We start from the raw sequence: 18,610 nt of genomic DNA, 5'->3' as shown, positions 1-18,610 counted from the left end.
GCTCGCGCCACGGCGCAGCAGGCGAACGTAGCTCAGTTGGTAGAGCGCAACCTTGCCAAGGTTGAGGTCGCGAGTTCGAACCTCGTCGTTCGCTCAGAGGACGAAGGCCCCGGTCGATGACCGGGGCCTTCGTCGTGTGCGTGCGTGCCGCCTGTGCCGCCGTACGTGTGTCGCCGTACGGTCCGGGGCCGGGGGGTGCGTCCCCGGCCCCGGACCGCGCGTCAGCTCCAGGTGATGCCCGTCAGCCGCTCGTACGCCTCCACGTACTTCGCCCGCGTCGCGTCCACGATGTGCTGCGGCAGCGGCGGCGGGGGCTGCTCGCTCCTGCGGTCCCAGCCGGACTCGTCCGAGGTGAGCCAGTCGCGGACGAACTGCTTGTCGTACGACGGCTGCGCGCGCCCCGGCTCCCACTGCTCGGCCGGCCAGAAGCGGGACGAGTCCGGGGTGAGCACCTCGTCCGCGATGACCAGCTCGTCCCCGTCGAAACCGAACTCGAACTTGGTGTCCGCGAGGACGATGCCCCGGTCCCGGGCGATGTCACGGGCGCGGGAGTAGGCGGCGAGGGTCGCCTGGCGCAGCTGGGCCGCGGTCTCCGCGCCGACCTGGCGGGCGACCTCCTCGTAGGAGACGTTCTCGTCGTGCTCGCCGACGGCGGCCTTGGTGGCCGGGGTGAAGATCGGGGCGGGCAGCTCGGAGCCGTCGACCAGGCCCTCGGGCAGCGCCAGTCCGCAGACCGTCCGGCTCTGCTCGTACTCGGCGAGGCCCGACCCGGTGAGGTAGCCGCGGGCCACGCACTCCACCGGGACCATGTTCAGCGACTTGCACACCAGGGTGCGGCCGGCCCAGTCGGCGGGGGCGCCGTCCGGGAGGCCGGTGCTCAGCACATGGTTGGGGAGCAGGTCGGCGAGCTGGTCGAACCACCACAGGGAGAGCTGGGTGAGCACCCGGCCCTTGTCCGGGATCTCGGTGGGCAGCACCCAGTCGTAGGCGGAGATGCGGTCGCTGGCGACCATCACGAGGTCGCCCGCCTCGTTCCGGTACAGCTCGCGCACCTTGCCGGTGTGCAGATGCACCAGGCCCGGAACCTGGATCGGCTCGGGCTTGTCGACGAATCCGGACACGGTTCCTCCGCGTGGTTGAACAGAAGGGACGCCCGCGGCGCTCCCGGCTCCCGCTCGATCATCCGGAGGGCGGTGGCGGGAGGGGGCCGGACGGTACCTCGATTCTCCCGTATGTGCGGACGGGACGGCGGTCGGGGTGGTGCGGGCGGGTCCGACGGGCCCAGGCACGCGCGGCGGCGTCAGGCGCGTTTGCGGATGCGGTCGAACAGGTTGGCGGTGGCCCGCTGGATGCGGGGGTCGGTGTGCCCCGGCCGGTCCAGCGCCGGGGACCAGGCGAGCGTGCCCGAGGCGAACACCCAGGCCCCGGACGGCGCGCGGTACAGGGACGTCTCCTGGTGGCGCCGGGCGCCCTGCCGGTCGCCGTACGGGGAGTGCGCGAGCAGGATCCGCTCGTCGTGGGCGGGCAGCGGGGTGCGCGGGTAGTAGCGGTCGGCCCCGCCCGCGACCAGCCCGTCCAGGGCGTCGCCCTCGTGCGCGCCGGTCGCCTCCCACAGCCAGTGGCCGGCGTTGCGGACGATCAGCGGGCGCGGTCTCGGCACCGGCCCGGCGTACTGGATGCCGAGCAGCTGCTGCTCCGCGCGGTCGTTCTCCCGCCACAGCGCGGGTCCGGTGCGGCCCCGGCGTCTGCCGCAGGTCAGCAGGCGGTCGGGGCCTGTGGGGGCGGGGGCCGGCTCGATCCGCCGGTGCAGGGTGCGGGCGGAGAGGAACACCAGCGAGGTGCCGCGCTCGCGGGCCTCCTCGACCGCCGTGCGCATCTCGGCCGTCCAGTACTCGTCCAGGCCGGGGAAGACCAGACCCCGGTGGCGGGCCGGGTCGACCCGGCCGGCGTGCAGGTCGCCGGCGGTGGCGTAGGCGAGGTCGTAGCCGTAGCGCTCCGCCCAGCGGATCACGTCGTAGGCGTGCCCGGCCTGCGGCGGGAGCCCGTCGCCCGCGTAGGGGCGGTCGAAGGTGACGGTCGTGACCGGGTCGGCCGCCTCGTGCTCGTCGTGGGCGGGCGCCAGGCTCGCGCCGGTCCGGTCGTCCGCCGCCGGGTACGGGTTGTACGCCTGCCAGGTGAGGTCCGGCAGCACCAGCAGCAGGTCGGCCGCGCGGTCGTCACGCACGGTGAACGGGACGTGCGCGTGCCGGCGCCCGTCCTCCGTGGCCAGCACGGCGACGTACGCGCCGGCGCTCCAGTACGTCGGGACGGTGAGCCGCCAGGACAGCCACCAGTGGTGGCAGGAGACGGTACGTCCGGCGGTGAGCGGCGGGAGCTGCGCCGTGCCCTCCAGACGGGGGCTGGTGACGATCTCGGTGGCGCCCCGGCCGTCGTAGTGGCCGATGCGGTGGACGGTGACGCGGAACGGCCTGGGCGGGTCGACGGTGACGTGGAAGTCGATCGAGTCGCCGGGGGCGACGGCGGAGGCGGAGGCGAAGCCCTCGATGCGGCCTGCGTCGCCGGGGGCCGCCGGGGCATCGGAGGCGGCGGGGACCGAGGGGGTCGGCCACGGGAGGGTGACAGGGGCGAAGGGGGCGAAGGCGGCGAAGGGGTCGTTGTCGTCGGGTGCCGGTGATTCCGTCGCTTCGTCGCGGACTCGCTCCGGTCGCATGACCGTTCCCCCTCCCTTGAGCGTGAACGGCCCCAGCACATCACATTCCGCACGGGTGTCGTCACCGTTCGTCGCGGGTGCGTTGAAGTGGAGCGATGCGCTCCGGGCTCGTGGGGGGCCACGCGTGGGGAGGCCGCGCGTGGGACGGCAGGGTGGGCGGCAGGGTGGGCGCGATTCAGGCGAGGCGTACCGGCTTCTCGGGCCGTATGCCCTGCCGGGTGAGCCAGTTGCGCAGGTCCGAGGGGTCGCCGTCCTCGATGAGGGTCAGCACCTGGGGCGAGAGGTCCGTGGCGCGTGCGCCGCCGACGAGGAGGGTGGGTCCGTCGAGCCAGTCGAGGCCCGGGACGGCGCCCACGGTGTCCATGGCCGCGCAGCAGACCATTGCCGTGATGTGGTCGGCGAGCAGCTCCCGTCCGGTGCGGGGCGGCTGGAGCGGGAAGAGGGGCAGCGCGCGGTCGTCGCGGAGGGGGTCGGGGTCGGGTGCCGCGGAGCCTTGCGGACCGGCGGGGACGGCAGCCGCGGCGGCCTCCTCGCGGGCCAGCTCCGCCGTGAGGCGCGCGGCGAGGGCGGCGCTGTGGGCGGTGCCGCCGGCCGGGTCGTCGCCAGCCGTGTCGTCGCCCGGCAGGTCGTCACGGGTCAGGTCGTCACGGCTCAGGTCGTCACGGCTCAGGTCGCGGCCGGGCGGGACGTCGTCCGCCAGGTCGTCCTCGTCCGGGGTACCGGCCACGACGGCCGGCACGGCCGGTACGGGCGCCGGGGGCAGGTCCGGTGACGCGGTGAGGTGGGCCAGGACGCGGGCGAGGGTGGGGCCGTCGGGGGCCCGGGACTCCTCGTCCGCGGGCGGGACGCGCAGGGCGTCGAGTATCCGGTGCAGGCGGGCGGCGTCGGTGCGCCACTTGCGGTCGACGACCTCCTCCGGATAGTCGCCCCAGTGGACCGGTGACCAGTCGGGGCCGGTCTCCGCCGGGCCGCCGTGGAAGAGGCGGGCGGCGAGCAGCGAGGTGGCCTCGTCGACCGCGCCGGGCTCCTCCAGCAGGTCGCAGGCGGGACGCTCCCCGAGCCGGGAGGCGAACCCCTCGGCCAGCCGGTCGCGCCGGGACAGCTCGGTGAGGGCGGCGACCACGCCCGCGTTGAGCCGGGCCGGCCAGCGGCCCATCCGCCAGGCGGGCAGCGCCACCCGGGTCAGCAGCCGGTCCCAGCCCGCGTAGGCGAGCCCGACCTGCTCCTGGGCGACGATCCGCAGCCCGTAGTCCACGGTTTTGGCGCGCTCGGCCGCGGCGGCGGCGACCCCGCGCTCCATCTCGGCCGCGTGCACCCGGCTGCCGTGCAGCAGCAGGCGGGCCACCCAGCCGACCCCGGCGAGCACCGCGCGGAACACCGGCCCGCGGTCGGGCGCCGACGTAACGGCGACCGCCGCGTCCAGGCCCCGTACGAAGCGCCGGGCGGCGGCTATGTCCGGGTGCGCCGACGGTCCCGTGCCGGCGACGACCGGGGCGAGCAGGGCGCGCAGCTCGGCCACCCGCATCCACCACAGGAACGGCGAACCGATGACCAGCACCGGCGCGGCGGGCACGCGGCGCGCGGGCCGGCCCGCCTGCGCCGTGTCGTCGCGCTCCTCGGGCGGCGGGGGCGCGTGCGCCGGGTGGGTGCGGTCCTCCAGCCAGCTGTCGCAGTCCGGGGTGAGCGCTATGGCGGACGGCGCGGGGACGCCGAGGCGGTCGGCGAGGTCCCGCACCATCCGGTACAGGTCGGGGGCCGCCTCCTCGGCGATCGGCACGGTGGGGCTGACGGCGGGCCGGGCGCGGGCGACGACCAGGGCGACCCCGGCGGCGAGCAGCAGCACCAGCACGGCGACGGGCGTGAGGATCCGGCGGGCGAGGTCCCAGCCGGGGCCGGGCAGATGCCCGGTGGACCCGCCGGCCAGCAGGATCACCGCGGCGGCTGCGGGCAGCAGCGCGACGGCCAGCGCCCGGCTGCGGACGCGCAGCACGGCCAGCGCCCGGTCCCGCGCGCTCGGAGCGCCGGTGTCCCGTCCCGCACCGCTCACGCTCATGGCCCGCCCTCACCCCCTCCCGGCGCCTGACGCAGTCCTGGCTTGCCCATGCCCCCACTGTGGCACCCGCCACTGACATCGCAATGCCGATGGGCCAAGTGCCGGAACGCTTGCGCGGCACCCTAGTTGGGGCCCCGGCCCACGTCAGCCGGATGGCACATCGCTCACTCGATGGAATGGCTTTGGGGAAAGGTGGTCGACGGACGGCAAGGGTCAGGCCCCGAATCCGCGGGTGGATCCGGGGCCTGTGCATCCGGCCCTGTGGTTTCGGGGCCTGTGAGTGACAGCCGTGCCGTGTGCGCCGCTCAGGCGTCCTGCGCGTCCTGCGCCGCCTTCTGCGCGATGTCCGTGCGGTGCTGGGAGCCGTCGAGGCCGATGCGGGCCACGGCGCGGTAGGCGCGGTCGCGGGCCTCGGTGAGGTTGTTGCCGGTCGCCGTCACGGACAGCACGCGCCCGCCCGCGCTGACCACCGTGTCGCCCTCGAGCCGGGTCCCGGCGTGCAGGACGTACGCGTGCGGGGCGTCCTGGGCGGCGACCTCGTCGAGGCCGGTGATCGGGTCGCCGGTGCGCGGGGTGCCGGGGTAGTTGTGCGAGGCGACGACCACGGTGACCGCGGCCTCGTCGCTCCACCGCGTGGGCTCCAGGTGGGCGAGGTTGCCGGTGGCGGCGGCCATCAGCAGGCCGCCCAGCGGGGTCTTCAGCCGGGCCAGGACGACCTGGGTCTCGGGGTCGCCGAAGCGGGCGTTGAACTCGATCACGCGCACACCGCGCGAGGTGATCGCCAGACCTGCGTAGAGCAGACCGGAGAACGGGGTGCCGCGGCGGCGCATCTCGTCCACGGTCGGCTGGAGCACGGTCTCCATGACCTCGTCGACCAGCTTGGGGTCGGCCCAGGGCAGCGGGGAGTACGCGCCCATGCCGCCGGTGTTGGGGCCCTCGTCGCCGTCCAGCGCGCGCTTGAAGTCCTGGGCGGGCTGGAGGGGCACGACCGTCTCGCCGTCGGTGACCGCGAAGAGCGACACCTCGGGGCCGTCGAGGTACTCCTCGACGACGACGCGCTCACACGCGGCGGCGTGGGCGCGGGCCGCCTCGAGGTCGTCGGTCACGACGACGCCCTTGCCGGCCGCGAGCCCGTCGTCCTTGACGACGTACGGGGCGCCGAAGGCCTTGAGGGCCGCGTCGGCCTCGTCCGGGGTGGTGCACACGTAGGAGCGGGCGGTGGGCACGCCGGCCTCCGCCATGACGTCCTTCGCGAAGGCCTTGGAGCCCTCGAGCCGCGCGGCCTCCTTGGAGGGGCCGAAGACGGGGATGCCCGCCTCGCGCACGGCGTCGGCGACCCCGGCGACCAGGGGCGCCTCGGGGCCGACCACCACGAGGTCCGCGCCCAGCCGCACGGCCAGCGCGGTCACGGCGGCGCCGTCGAGGGCGTCGACCTGGTGCAGCTCGGCGACCTCGGCGATGCCGGCGTTGCCGGGCGCGCAGTGCAGCGCGGTGACATCGGGGTCGAGGGACAGGGAGTGGCACAGGGCGTGTTCGCGGGCGCCGCTGCCGATGACGAGGACCTTCACGGGGGTCAGCCTAACGGCAGACGGCGGGGGTCCTTTGTGCGGGCTTCCGAACGGGTGGGGAGGGGACGCTTGTACGTTCCTCCGAACCGGCTGGCCGGAGGGCCGCCGGAACGGGAGCCGGAACCGGACTGGAGTCGGAACCTGCCGCGGGTACGGCGGCGCCCTGCCCGTCCGCTACTCGTTCGTGAACTCCTCGACGACCGTCGCGCCCAGCTCGCGGACGAGCAGCTCCTGCCCGGAGAGGGCGGACTCGTCCAGGTCGGGGTCGTCGTCCTCCGGGATGTCGTCCTCGGGCGAGACCGGAGGGGGCGGCTCCGGGGCGGCCGGACGGGAGGGTGCGGCCGGGGCGGCTGCCGAGGAAGCGGCGGGGGACGGTGGCGTGGGGGCCGACACCGGAGGGGCGGAGGGCCGACGGGTGTCGCCGGAACCACCGCCGCCCGGTGCGCCTGGCGCCCCGTAGCCACCGCCACCGCCGATGCCGCGGCCTCCGGACGGGCCGCCCGCCGGACCGGACGCGGCCGGACCACCGCCACCGCCGGACGGGTCGACGACCGCCTCGATCTTCCACTGCACGTTGAACTGCTCGGTCAGCGCCTGACGCAGCACGTCCTCGCTGCCGCTGCTGAGGAAGTTGTCGCGGGCGCCCGCGTTGACGAAGCCGAGCTGGAGGGTCGTGCCGTCGAAGCCCGTCACCTGGGCGTTCTGACTGAGCAGGATCCAGGTGAAGCGGCGGCGGTTCTTGACCGTCTCCAGGATGTTGGGCCAGAGCATGCGGGGGTCGAGGCCGCCGCCTCCGCCGCTGGGAGGCGCGGCGGGCGCCGGGGCCGCGGCGGGCGCGGAGGGGGCCGCGGGGGCCGACGGAGCGGTGGGCTGTGGCGACTGTGACTGCGCCCTGCTCGCGCCGCCGCCCGCGGGGGTGGCCGTGGGCCATCCGCCGGGGCGCCGGGCCGCACCCGTGCCGCCGGCGCCCGCGCCCGTACCGCCGCCGGCCGGGGTGGCGGTGGGCCAGGCGCCGGGGGCGGGGGTGGACGGGGTCGACGACGGTGCGGGTGCCGGTGCGGCGGCCGGCGGAGGCGCCTGAGGGGCGGCAGGGGGCGGCGTCGGAGCAGCGGCCGGAGCCTGTGTCCGGGCCGGGGAAGGTGTGGGCGCGGGAGCCGGCTGCCCCTGCGCCCGTACGGCGGCGCGGGCCGCGGCGGGACCGCCGCCGGTTTCCACGACTCCCGGAGCTGCCCCGCCGTGGGCCTCCGGACCGGGGACGTACCCCATCGCGGGCAGGCCGGCGGCCGCACCGCCCGCGGAGAACTGCACCCCGCGCTCGATGCGGTCCAGCCGGGCCATGAGGGAGCGCTCGTCGCCGTACGCGGCGGGGAGCAGGACGCGCGCGCAGATCAGCTCCAGCTGGAGGCGGGGCGAGGTGGTGCCGCGCATCTCGGTGAGGCCCTCGTTGACGATGTCGGCGGCGCGGCCGAGCTCGGCGGGCCCGAACGTGCCCGCCTGCGCCTGCATGCGCTCGAGGACGTCGGCGGGGGCGTCGATGAGGCCCTTGTCGGCGGCGTCGGGGACGGCGGCGAGGATGACCAGGTCGCGCAGCCGCTCCAGCAGGTCGGCGACGAACCGGCGCGGGTCGTTGCCGCCCTCGATCACCCGGTCGACGACCTCGAAGGCGGCGGCCCCGTCCCCGGTGGCGAAGGCCTCGACGACGGAGTCGAGCAGCGAGCCGTCCGTGTAGCCGAGCAGGGAGGTGGCCATGGCATACGTCACACCTTCCTCCCCGGCGCCGGCGAGCAGCTGGTCCATGACGGACATCGAGTCACGCACGGACCCGGCGCCGGCCCGCACCACCAGCGGCAGCACGCCCTCCTCGACGGCGATGCCCTCCTTCTGGCACACCTCGCCCAGGTACTCGCGGAGCGTGCCGGGCGGGACGAGCCGGAACGGGTAGTGGTGCGTGCGCGACCGGATCGTGCCGATGACCTTCTCCGGCTCGGTGGTCGCGAAGATGAACTTCAGATGCTCCGGCGGCTCCTCGACGACCTTGAGCAGCGCGTTGAAACCGGCCGACGTGACCATGTGGGCCTCGTCGATGATGTAGATCTTGTACCGGCTGGAGGCGGGCCCGAAGAACGCCTTCTCGCGCAGGTCACGGGCGTCGTCCACGCCGCCGTGGGACGCGGCGTCGATCTCGATGACGTCGATCGAACCGGGCCCGTTGCGCGCGAGGTCACGGCAGGACTGGCACTCGCCGCACGGCGTCGGGGTCGGACCCTGCTCGCAGTTCAGGCATCGCGCGAGGATCCGCGCACTGGTCGTCTTGCCGCAGCCGCGGGGCCCGCTGAACAGGTACGCGTGATTGACCCGGTTGTTCCGCAGCGCCTGCTGCAACGGGTCGGTGACATGCTCCTGCCCGATGACCTCGGCGAAGGACTCGGGTCGGTAGCGGCGGTACAGCGCGAGAGACGACACGTCTACGAGGTTATAGGCGCGCACCGACAACCGGACCGGCCGCCGGAGAACGCGAGCGCCCCCCACGCACCCGCCAGAGCCGACCTACCCTTGCTGCCTTCCGGCCCTGGGGGAGTTCAGTCAGATAGCGCCGCGTGAGGGGCTACGCAGAGGCTACCTCATCGTGGGGTGCGGGAACGAGTTCGCGAGCACTCCTCTCGGTCATGTAATGTTTCCGGCGGAGGATTCGCCTAGAGGCCTAGGGCGCACGCTTGGAAAGCGTGTTGGGGGCAACCCCTCACGAGTTCGAATCTCGTATCCTCCGCCAGTGCCTCACCGGGCACGATGTCGAAGGGCCCCACCGTTCGCGGTGGGGCCCTTCGACGTTGTCCGTCCCGGTTCGATTCCGGGTCCGTGTCCATGGCCACAGCGAGGGGGACGCGTGAAGGCGCATACTGAGCCATGACCAAGCCTGCGGCACCGCGTCGTCATCTGCCCACCAGTCCCTTCAAGGTCCCGGTCGCACCGGCTCCCAAACACTTCGCCACGGGGGACCAGGTCACCCATGACGTGTACGGCCTCGGCCGGGTCGTCGGCATCGAGGACGGAGTCGCGGCGCTCGTGGACTTCGGCTCCGAGCCCATGCGGATCCTGAGCCCGTACGCCAAGATGACCAAGCTCTGAGACCACTGCACCGCTGTACCGCTGTACCGCTGTACCGCTGTACCGCTGTACCACTGTGCCCGGTCACGGCACGCCAGGCCCCTTCGGGGACCTGTCACGAAAGGCAGACCTCTCATCGACCAGACATCGCTGTTCTCGGCCCCGGAAGGGCAGGCACATCGCTCCACCGCGGTGTCGCCGCCTCCGACGACACAGCCCTTCCAGGCCCCCGACTTCGGTGAGGACGAGACTTCCTGGACCGAGGATGCGCAGGAGCCTGCCCCCAACGCGCACACGGCAAGGCACAAGGCCGCCTAGCGGAGGCCGACGGTGAGGGACGGCGAGGCAGCCCCCGCCGTCCCTCCGTTCACAGCCCCCGCTCCCTCATGACCTTCTGCTCCGCCTGTTCCACCAGGAACCGGGCCGCCGGGTCGCCGCCGGCCCGGCGGACCGCGCCGCGTACCAGGGCGAGGTAGAAGAGGGTCGGTGCGCACGGGGTCCAGCGGGCTTCCGGTTCGTCCGCGATGAAGCCGAAGACCGACTCCGGGTCCGCGTCGACGAACGCGAAGCGGTCGTGTTCCCACTTGTCGGTGACGCCGCGCGTCCACCGCAGGCGCAGCGCCGCCTCGTCGAGGTCGGGGGCCACCGCGCGGAAGAACACCGCCCACTGGTGGTTCACGACGTCGAGTCCGAGGCCGAGCAGTTCCAGCTCGGTCCCGTCCCCGTCGTGCACGGCGAGTTCCTCGAGGAGGGCGCGGCGGGCGACCGCGTGCAGGCTGACCGGGCTGCCGTCCGCGGGCAGGTCGTGCTGCTGGGCGAGTCCCTCGTTGGCCGAGGAGTTCCAGCGCCCGCTGTTCGGCCCCGCGACCTGTGCGCTGCGCCGGGAGAACAGCATCTTGCCGTCCCTCCCGGTCTCCAAAGCCACATTGACGCCGAGGCTGCAGTTCATCCAGGACGGCGCGTCGACCGGGTCGTTGCCCTCGAGGTACTGCTCGCGCAGGGTGAGGCCGTTCTTCTGGCGGCGGTCCAGGTTGAGCGAGGTGGTGAGGAAGTCGAAGTAGTCGGCGTCCCGGAGGGCGAGGGAGAGCACGGGGTACTCGGCGATGTGCGTCCGGGTCACCACCACCCGTTCGACCGCGAAGCGCGCGTTGTTCCACCGGTGCGGCAGCCCGGCGGCCTCCTTGCGCTCCTCCTCCTCTTCGATCGCGCGCCGCCATCCCGCGATCTCCTCCGGGAAGCGCACCCTTTCCGGCGTGTACTTGATGTGGACGTTGTCCTCGTCGATCGCCTGGACACCGTCGCCCTCGAAGAGATGACAGTCCGTCGCCCGGCCAACCACGGTGAATCTGTCACGCATCGCCAACTCCACTGGTAAACAGGCTGTGGTGGACACTCACGGGGGGTGCTGTCGAAGCTCATGGTACGGAGCAGCACGGAAGGCCGACCGGCTTTACAGAAGACCGAGGACCGCTTTTCCCGCCTGGTGGGCACGGTCGCCGTTCCGGAGTACGCGCATCCGGACCCGGCGGAGCGGGAGAGGCTGAACCGGCCGCACCTGGGCGAGGTGCGTGACCGGTTCACACGGACGGTGCGGGAACGGCTCGGGTTCCGGGCCACGCTGCGGGCCGACCGGCGAGGGGCCACGCGGCAGCGGCTGTGGGCCGGGCTGGAGGAGTTCCTGGCCGACGGCGCGGAGCGGAAGATCCTCTACTGGACGGCGCACGGCGTCCAGCGCCGTGACGAGGGCTACTTCCTCGCCTGTGCCGACTCCTGGGAGTCGGGGGAGTTCGACCCGGACAAGGCCGTCGCGCTGCTCGACCTGGTGGGCCTGCTGCTGCGTCCGGAGTTCGAGGCGGACACCCTGCTGATCGTCGACGCCTGTTCCTCGCAGAGCTACAACGCCCTGACCGAGGCCGTGCGCCATGCCGTGGAGCTCCAGCGCGACCCCGCGGTGATCCGCGCCTGGGAGACCCGGCGGAAGGGCTTCGCCGTCATCGGCACCTCGGGGGCGGACGCCCAGGTGCCGGCCGGCCGGTGGGTGGCGTGGCTGGAGGAGGCGCTGGGCAGGCCGGACTTCACGGCGGACGACGCGTCCCGCCCGTTCGAGCCGCAGGCGCTGTATCTGCCGCTGCCGTACCTGTGCCAGGCGGTGGACGCGCGCGCCGCGGACGACGGTCTGGACGAACCGGCGCAGCGCCCGGACTGCTGGGAGATCCGCGCCCTGCCCAACAGCTTCCTCGACAACCCGTACCACGAGCGGTCCGACCGGCGCCCGTACACGCCGGCGGTGCTGACCCGGCGCAAGCCGTGGATGGAGGCCGAGCAGTTCGGCCTCGAGGACAACAGCCATCTGCACCGGCACTTCGCGGGCCGCCGGGACGCCCTGAGCCGGATCGTGCGCTGGATGGACACCCATCCGCAGGGGATGCTCGCGGTGACGGGTCTGGCCGGCACGGGGAAGACCGCGCTGCTCGGCCGTCTCGCGCTCACCTCGCTGCCCGGCTGGCGGGCGGCCCTCGGTCCCGGTCTCGACCCGGCGACACTCCCCCGGACCGGCACCGTGCACGCGGCGCTGAGCTGCCAGGGGCAGTCCGCCCACTCACTCGCCGCTCAGCTACGGGAGGTCCTGTCGGCGATCGACGGGGCGCCGGCGCTGCCGGAGGAGCCGGTGACCTCGGAGCGGTTCACCGAGGCCTTCGAGCAGTTGGTCGGGCGGGCCGGTTCGGTGAACCTCCTCTTCGACGGACTCGACGAGGCCCTCCCCGACCAGGCGCACGCGATCGCCCGGCACGTCCTCGGCCCGCTCTCGCACACGCTCGGCGTCCGGGTGATCGTCGCCACCCGGGCCCAGCCGCGCCGGCGGACCACCGCGCCCGCGGAGGAGGAGTCGCTGCTGGACGCCCTGGAGCTCAGCGTCGAGCCCCTGGTCCTGGGGGACGACGCGGAGGCGCGGGCGGGCATCGCCGGCATGGTGCGGTCCGTCCTGGACACGGACGGCTCCCCCTACCGGGGCGAGGCGCGGCAGGAGGACCGGGAGTGGACCGCGGACGTCGTCGCGCAGCGCAGTCACGGCTCGTTCCTGGTGGCCCGCCTGGTCGCCGCCGGTCTCACCCGCCGCGCCACGGTCGTCACCGAGACGGAGCTGCTGGCCTGGCTGCGCGACGGCGGCACCGACCTGCGGGCCCGCCTCGCGGAGGAGACCGCCCATCTCGCCGAACAGCCCGGTGCGCGCCGGGCCCACGAGGTGCTGCGGGCGCTCGCGGTGGCCCAGGGCCCCGTGCCGGCCCAGGACACGGCCTGGCTCACCCTGGCCGACGCACTGCGCGACCCCGGCACGCCGCAGCTCACCGCGCGGGACGTGCGGCAGGTGTGCCGGAGCGCGGGCGGCGGCATCGTCGCCGTCCAGAAGGACGGCGGCCAAACCCGGTACCAGCTGGCCCACCCGAGCTTCGGCGACTTCTTCCTCTCCGACGCCGGGCTGACCACGCGCGAGGCGCACCGCCGGGTGCTCGACGCGCTGCGCGCCGGCGTGGACGGCGACTGGAGCCGGGCCGACGACTACACGCTCGACTACCTGGGCGCCCACGCCGCCCAGGTGGGGCCCGAGGCGCTGCGCGAGCTGTTCGAGGACGTCGGCTTCCTGCTGCGCACCGACCCCGACGTCATGCTGCCGCTCGCGGCGGGCCTGGCCCGGGACTGCGACGGCGCCGCGCTGTACGGCAGGGTCGCGGGCACGTTCCCCCGGGCGTCCGGCCGCGTGTCCGAGGAGGTGCTGCTGCGGCGCAAGGCGCTGCTCAGCGCGACCGCCTTCGTCAGCCACCGCGACGGGACGTACCGGACGCTGCGCCGCACGGGCGGTTTCCTGCCCTGGGAGGAGTACTGGACCGACGTGCCGCCCGACCCCCCGGAGTGGCGGCGCACGGCGCCCCCCGGCGGCGCCCGGGCCCTGAGCTGGCGCGCCGGCGCCGGACCGGCGGGGTCGTCCCGGGCGGACACCCTGACCGCGGGCGGGCTGGGGGAGATCCAGGTGCTGCACCCGGAGTCGGGGGTACGGCTGCTGACGCGCCGGCTGCCCCGGAGCGGCGCCGGACGCGGACGCCCGCTGAGCGAGGTGCGCGAGGTGGGCGCCGGCGCCCGCTGGGCCACGGTCGCCCGTGACGACCAGTCCGTGTACTTCTGGCACGCGGAGGCCCGCACGCCCGTCCAGGAGTACCGGTGGGGCGGCAGCGTGCGCGCGCTGTCGGCGGCCGAGGCGGGTGGCGAGTGCGTGGCCCTGGCCGCCGACGGCGACCGGCTGTGGGTGTGGTCCTGGCACGGCGGCGGCCAGGTGGACACCCGGCTGGCGCAGGTCCGCACCGCGGACGTCCGCCAGCTGGCGCTCCTCGTCCTGGGCCCGCGCGTGTTCGTCCTGACCGCGGGCGCCGAGCGGGTGGAGCTGCTGGAACTGGTCGTCTCCCGGTACCGGGACGCCCTCCTGCGCCCCTGCGCCGCCGAGGCCAGGGTGACGTTGGCCGCGCCGGCCATGGCGGCCGCGGCCTTCCCCGTCTCGGACCAGGAGGGCTACCTCGCCGTCTCCGACGGCACCGCCGTGCACGTCTGGCGGTGCGAGGCCGCGCCCGGCCGCGAGCCGGTCCTGCACACGCTGGACGCCCACCCGTCCAACACCCGCGGTCTGGTCTTCGGACGCAACGGCGACGAGGTGCTGCTCGCCGGGTACGAGGAGGTCGCCGTGCGGATCTGGTCCGTCGAGCGGGAGGACCGCCGGGCCACCCTCGCGCTCGACGCACCCCGGGAGGGCGCGATGGCGTTCGAGCCGCGCGGTCAGGGGCTGCTCGCGATCGCCGACGGCCCGTTCATCCGCGTGGTGGACGTGGCGCCCGCACTGGACACCGGCTACGGCATCCGGCGCCGGCCGAGCAACGAACGCCCGGTCCTCTCCCTCACCGGCGCCGCGGACGGCCCGCCCCTGCTGTGCCGGGCGTGGCACGACCGGATCCGGGTCTCCCGCCCCGGGCAGGACGATCCGGCGTCCCTTCCGGCCACGGAACTCGCGCACGACGGGCGGATCGTCACGGCCGTGGACGCGGTGCGGACGGCGGACGGCTGGGCGGTGGCCGCGGCGGCCGGCCGGTCCGTACGGCTGTGGCGGCTCGACGACGGCCTGACGATCATCGGGCACCAGGACATCCCCCTCGGCGGGGACGCGGGCACGCCCGCGCGCTCGCTGAGCCTCGTCGGCACCCCGGACGGCGCGACGCTGCGGCTCGGCGTCGCGGACGGCCGGCGGCTGGTGCGCCACGCGGTCCCATCCGATCTCTCCTCCGCCGGCGCCGCGCTCCGCGTGATCCGGACGGACCGTGGGTTCTGCGGGATCGACGCGAGATTCCTGCGCGACGGTTCGTACTGGACGGCCGGTGATCTGAGCGACCAGCTGCGGGTGTGGACGGAGGGCGACCAGGGCGTCGAACAGCGCGTCCTGCTGACCGCCGCCCCGTCCTGCCTCGCGCTCGGGGAGCTGTACGACGACGAGGACGACCTCTCCATGCCCCTGCTGGCCTGGGCGGACCACGGGAGCGTGTACGTCAAGGACTGCTCGGGCGACGGGAATCACCCCCCGGAACGGCTGCCGGGCGTCTTCCCCGACGTCACGTCCCTGGTGTTCGCCGGACCGGCGGAACAGCCGGTGCTGCTGGTGTGCACGCCGGAGTCGGTGTCCCGGGCCTGGGACCTCTGGTCGCAGCGGTGGCTGGACGGCACGGGGGTCACCGACAGGGGTTACGCCGTGCACGCCGTCGCCACCGCGACGGACGCGGAGGGGCTGGTGATGGCCCTGCAAGGCGAGGACCGGTGCGATCTGATCCGGCTGCCGCACACGTTCTTCGGCACAGGGGGAGAGTGAATGGAACACGATCTGGTGGTCTTCGTCCCGGGGTTCCTCGGCACCCGGCTGTACCGGGACGGCCAGGACGTCTGGGGGCGGTGCAGTGAACGGCTGATCGACTCGGCCGCCACGGCGCTCACCGAGGCGTCCCTCCCGCCGGGACTGGGGGACGCGCCGCCCGACGCCCCGCACCGCCTGGACGCCGGAGAGCTGCTCCAGGTCCCGGACTCCGTCCCCGGGCTGCTGTCCTGCCTGGGGTATCCGGACCTCCGGGCCGCTCTCGGGGATCCGCCCGAGGCTCAGTTCGTGCCGTTCGGGTACGACTGGCGGCTCTCCCACCGGCTCGTGGCGCGGCAGCTGAAGGAGCGGGTGGCCCGCGAGCTCGACCGCTGGCGGGCGGAGGCGGACGCCCGCCACCCGGACCGGCCGGACGATCCGCGGGTCATCCTGGTCTGCCACGGGACGGGCGGTCTGGCCGGGCGTCACTACCTCGAGTGCGAGGGCGGCCGGGACACGGCACGGGCCCTGATCACCCTCGGCACCCCGCAGCAGGGGCTGGTCCAGGCCGCCCGGGTGCTCGCCGGTCAGGCGGTCTCCGGCGACGCGGGCCCCGACGGGGACATGGCCGCCCGGCTCAACGAGGCGCTGCGCGCATGGGCGCTGAACCTGCCGGCGGTCGCCGAGCTGCTGCCGAACTTCCGCGCCGTGCGGGTCGAGGGAGGAGCACGCGAGCGGATGATCACCCAGCGCCCGGTGCCCGGACTCCCGTCGGAGGCCGTCCAGCGGATGCGGGCGTTCCAGGAGGAGTTCCGGATGGCCTGCGACCGGAACGGGCGGTCCGGCACCCTCCCGTACGAGGTGCACTGCCTCGGCAGCGTCGACTTCCCCACCTCCGAGGCGCTCGTGCTCCCGGCCGGCCCCGGCGGGGAACGCCTCGCCGACGACCTGCTGGGCCCCGGCGACGGCACGGTGCCGCGCCGGTCGGCGCTCGCGGACTGGACCGGTACGGACCCGATGCTGTGGACCGGTGTCCGGAACGCCGACCTGGCGAGCGCCTCCGCCCTCCGCGACACGATGCTCGCGGTCCGTCGAGGGCTCGCGCCCGACGGGTCGCTGGCCGGACCGGAGGGCATCGTCCTGCACTTCCCGCGCGATCCGGTCGCAGCGGGCCGTCCGTTCGTGATCGAACTGCTGGGGCACGACCTGCCGCAGCGTGATCTGCGGACCTTCATGTGGCGTTCGGGCCGCGTCCGTGAGAGGCAGCCGGTCGTCTTCCGGCAGTACGAGCCCGACCGCTACCGGGCGGAACTGGAGGCGACCCCCGGCCGCTGGGTGGTCGAGGCGCAGGTCGACCGGCCGAAGGGGCGCGACCGGAAGGACGTCACGGTCGTCGCGGTATGAGATCGGAGCGGGCATGACCGGAACCACCGGTACCGCGGCCTGGCCGCGCTGCGGGCATCTCGACGGCGGCGAGCCCTGCCCGGGGCGCAGGGTGGACCCGTACCCGGCCTGTCTGGCGCATCTGGACGACGCCGACCGCGCCGCTCACCTCGCCACGCTGAGCCCGGGAGCCGATCTCGACCACCGGGGCACGCCCTTCACCCAGGACCTGTTCGACGCACTCCTCGCACCTCTCAGGGACCCGGGGACAGGGCGGGCCCGGGTGGGGAGGGCGGACTTCGACGCGGTGCGGTTCAGCGGGGAGGCGGAGATACGGGACGTCGACGTCGACGGGTACTGCTCGTTCGCGTCGGCGGTGTTCGACGCGGTGCTGCACTTCCGTGGTGTGAGCACGGGAGGCGATCTCAGGCTGGGCAGGGCACGTGTCGCGGGAGACGTGTGGCTCGACGACACCAAGGTGGGCGGTGACGCCTGGTTCGTGGAGGCGCGGTTCGACGGAACGCTGCGGTTCTGCGTGGACGAGGTCGGGCGCAGCGCGGTGTTCACGGGCCTGACCTGCGCGGAGGCCTGGTTCGAAGGCGTCGACTTCCAGCGGGGTGCCGACTTCACGGACATACGCGTCACCGGGACGGCCGGCTTCGAAGGGGCGCGCTTCCTGGAGGGTGCCGCCTGCTTCGACCGAGCGGACATCGGAGGGGACCTGCCCTTCGACGGCGCTCACTTCGACGCGAATGCCACGTTCGAGGGCGCCACCATCGGCGGTGACCTGTCCTTCCTGGACGCCACCGCGGAAGCCGACGTCTGCTTCCGGCGGACGGTCTTCCGGCGCACGGCCGTCATCGGCCCGCTCGTCTGCCCGGGGACGGTGGACTTCTCGGACGCCGTGTTCGAGACCGCGGTGACGCTGGAGGCGGCGGCCAGGGAGGTGCGCTGTGTGCGGACCCGGTGGGCGTCCACGGCGGCGCTGCGGCTGCGGTGCGCCGACGTCGACCTGACCGACGCGACCCTGGCGTTCCCGGTGAGCGTCGTCGGCAGGCCACGCCCGTTCGTCTCCCCGGCGGGGGACGAGATCGCGGAACCGGACCTCGCCCCGAAACAGGTGGGCGTCGTCTCGGTCAAGGGCGTGGACGCGGCGTATCTGATGCTGGCCGACGTCGACCTGACCAGGTGTCTCTTCGTCGAGGCGGTGCACCTGGACCAGCTGCGGCTCGAAGGCCGCTGCCGCCTGGCGGAGCCTCCGGGCGGGCCGCGCTGGATCCGCCGCCGGACCCTCGCCGAGGAACACCACTGGCGGGCGACCCGGTACCGCGGCTGGACCCCGGCCCCGGACGGCAGCCGGCACGACCCCGCCGTGCTGGCGCCGGTCTACCGGCAGCTGCGCAAGGCCCTCGAGGACGGCCGCAACGAACCGGGGGCGGCCGATTTCTACTACGGCGAGATGGAGATGCGCCGCCACAGCGACTCCGCCTCGCGCGGCGAACGCACGCTGCTGTGGCTGTACTGGGCGCTCTCCGGCTACGGCCTGCGCGCCACACGGGCGCTCGCCTGGCTCCTGCTGGCGATGACCGCCACGGTGTTCGCGATGATGCTGTGGGGGCTGCCGAAGGGTGATCCCGACCCGGTCAGCGAGGGCACCGCCGACGGCCGGCGGATCACCCTGACGACCAAGAAGCCGACGCCCGTCAATCCGGACGGGCCGTACTCACGGCGCCTGTCGGGGGAGCGGTTCGAGAAGTCCCTGCGAGTGGTGGCCAACTCGGTGATCTTCCGCGCCTCGGGACAGGACCTCACCACCACCGGGACGTACGTCGAGATGACCGCCCGGCTCGTCGAGCCGGGCCTGCTCGCCCTCGCCGTGCTCGCCGTGCGCAGCCGCGTGAAGCGCTGACCCG

The 18,610-nt window shown here is 74.3% G+C and carries 10 protein-coding genes, 2 tRNA genes and 1 other RNA gene; 6 read left to right on the top strand and 7 right to left on the bottom strand.

The genetic code is table 11. The annotated features are described in order from the left end of the window. The first annotated feature begins 21 nt into the window (after positions 1–21). Positions 22–94, top strand: a tRNA-Gly gene (locus tag ACFOSY_RS33865). Between the two features lie 127 nt (positions 95–221). Here ACFOSY_RS33865 and ACFOSY_RS33860 read toward each other — a convergent pair. The 6 genes from ACFOSY_RS33860 to ffs form a co-directional block, all read right to left on the bottom strand. Next, positions 222–1,121 carry a phosphoribosylaminoimidazolesuccinocarboxamide synthase gene (locus ACFOSY_RS33860; protein WP_394314409.1) on the bottom strand — a complete coding sequence of 300 codons (900 nt, stop codon included), beginning with the start codon at positions 1,119–1,121 and terminating at the stop codon, positions 222–224. A gap of 179 nt (positions 1,122–1,300) precedes the next feature. Then, entirely contained in the window at positions 1,301–2,710 is a 1,410-nt protein-coding gene (locus ACFOSY_RS33855; protein ID WP_394314407.1) for a N,N-dimethylformamidase beta subunit family domain-containing protein, read from the bottom strand. Positions 2,711–2,885: 175 nt separating this feature from the next. After that, on the bottom strand, positions 2,886–4,763 hold the full coding sequence (locus ACFOSY_RS33850) for a hypothetical protein (protein ID WP_394314405.1): 1,878 nt from the start codon (positions 4,761–4,763) through the stop codon (positions 2,886–2,888). Positions 4,764–5,068: 305 nt separating this feature from the next. Further along, on the bottom strand, positions 5,069–6,331 hold the full coding sequence (gene purD, locus ACFOSY_RS33845) for a phosphoribosylamine--glycine ligase (RefSeq protein ID WP_394314403.1): 1,263 nt from the start codon (positions 6,329–6,331) through the stop codon (positions 5,069–5,071). Between the two features lie 174 nt (positions 6,332–6,505). After that, positions 6,506–8,794: a DNA polymerase III subunit gamma and tau gene (locus ACFOSY_RS33840; protein WP_394314400.1), complete on the bottom strand. Its 2,289-nt coding sequence runs from the start codon at positions 8,792–8,794 to the stop codon at positions 6,506–6,508. Between the two features lie 48 nt (positions 8,795–8,842). Further along, positions 8,843–8,941: signal recognition particle sRNA small type (gene ffs, locus ACFOSY_RS33835), an RNA gene on the bottom strand. A gap of 72 nt (positions 8,942–9,013) precedes the next feature. On the opposite strand from ffs, the gene ACFOSY_RS33830 reads away from it, so the two are divergent. After that, a tRNA-Ser gene (locus ACFOSY_RS33830) sits at positions 9,014–9,101 on the top strand. Positions 9,102–9,235: 134 nt separating this feature from the next. Then, complete coding sequence (locus ACFOSY_RS33825; RefSeq protein WP_394314397.1) at positions 9,236–9,457, top strand: hypothetical protein; 222 nt, start codon at positions 9,236–9,238, stop codon at positions 9,455–9,457. Positions 9,458–9,803: 346 nt separating this feature from the next. Here ACFOSY_RS33825 and ACFOSY_RS33820 read toward each other — a convergent pair whose 3' ends face one another. Next, on the bottom strand, positions 9,804–10,793 hold the full coding sequence (locus tag ACFOSY_RS33820) for a translation initiation factor 2 (RefSeq protein ID WP_394314395.1): 990 nt from the start codon (positions 10,791–10,793) through the stop codon (positions 9,804–9,806). A 126-nt stretch (positions 10,794–10,919) separates the two neighbouring features. On the opposite strand from ACFOSY_RS33820, the gene ACFOSY_RS33815 reads away from it, so the two are divergent. The 3 genes from ACFOSY_RS33815 to ACFOSY_RS33805 are packed head-to-tail and all read left to right on the top strand — an operon-like array spanning position 10,920 to position 18,606. Beyond that, positions 10,920–15,335 (top strand): AAA family ATPase, encoded by a 4,416-nt coding sequence (locus ACFOSY_RS33815; RefSeq protein WP_394314393.1) that lies wholly within the window; start codon positions 10,920–10,922, stop codon positions 15,333–15,335. After that, positions 15,336–16,718, top strand: coding sequence for an esterase/lipase family protein (locus ACFOSY_RS33810; RefSeq protein WP_394314391.1), 1,383 nt, complete (start codon positions 15,336–15,338; stop codon positions 16,716–16,718). 13 nt (positions 16,719–16,731) lie between these two features. Further along, positions 16,732–18,606 carry a pentapeptide repeat-containing protein gene (locus tag ACFOSY_RS33805; RefSeq protein WP_394314389.1) on the top strand — a complete coding sequence of 625 codons (1,875 nt, stop codon included), beginning with the start codon at positions 16,732–16,734 and terminating at the stop codon, positions 18,604–18,606. Positions 18,607–18,610: the final 4 nt, after the last annotated feature.

It is taken from the genome of Streptomyces lusitanus (genome assembly GCF_042647945.1).
GTDB lineage: Bacteria > Actinomycetota > Actinomycetes > Streptomycetales > Streptomycetaceae > Streptomyces > Streptomyces pseudogriseolus.
The sequence above is the reverse complement of the archived record's forward strand: the minus strand, read 5'-3'. Positions and strand labels throughout refer to the sequence as shown.

What these genes read in the sequence shown, in the direction of transcription:
- ACFOSY_RS33805 (WP_394314389.1), top strand. Translation starts at nt 16,732, where the DNA reads ATGACCGGAACCACCGGTACCGCGGCCTGGCCGCGCTGCGGGCATCTC.
- ACFOSY_RS33820 (WP_394314395.1), bottom strand. Translation starts at nt 10,793, where the DNA reads ATGCGTGACAGATTCACCGTGGTTGGCCGGGCGACGGACTGTCATCTC.
- ACFOSY_RS33855 (WP_394314407.1), bottom strand. Translation starts at nt 2,710, where the DNA reads ATGCGACCGGAGCGAGTCCGCGACGAAGCGACGGAATCACCGGCACCC.
- ACFOSY_RS33810 (WP_394314391.1), top strand. Translation starts at nt 15,336, where the DNA reads ATGGAACACGATCTGGTGGTCTTCGTCCCGGGGTTCCTCGGCACCCGG.
- ACFOSY_RS33825 (WP_394314397.1), top strand. Translation starts at nt 9,236, where the DNA reads ATGACCAAGCCTGCGGCACCGCGTCGTCATCTGCCCACCAGTCCCTTC.
- ACFOSY_RS33850 (WP_394314405.1), bottom strand. Translation starts at nt 4,763, where the DNA reads ATGAGCGTGAGCGGTGCGGGACGGGACACCGGCGCTCCGAGCGCGCGG.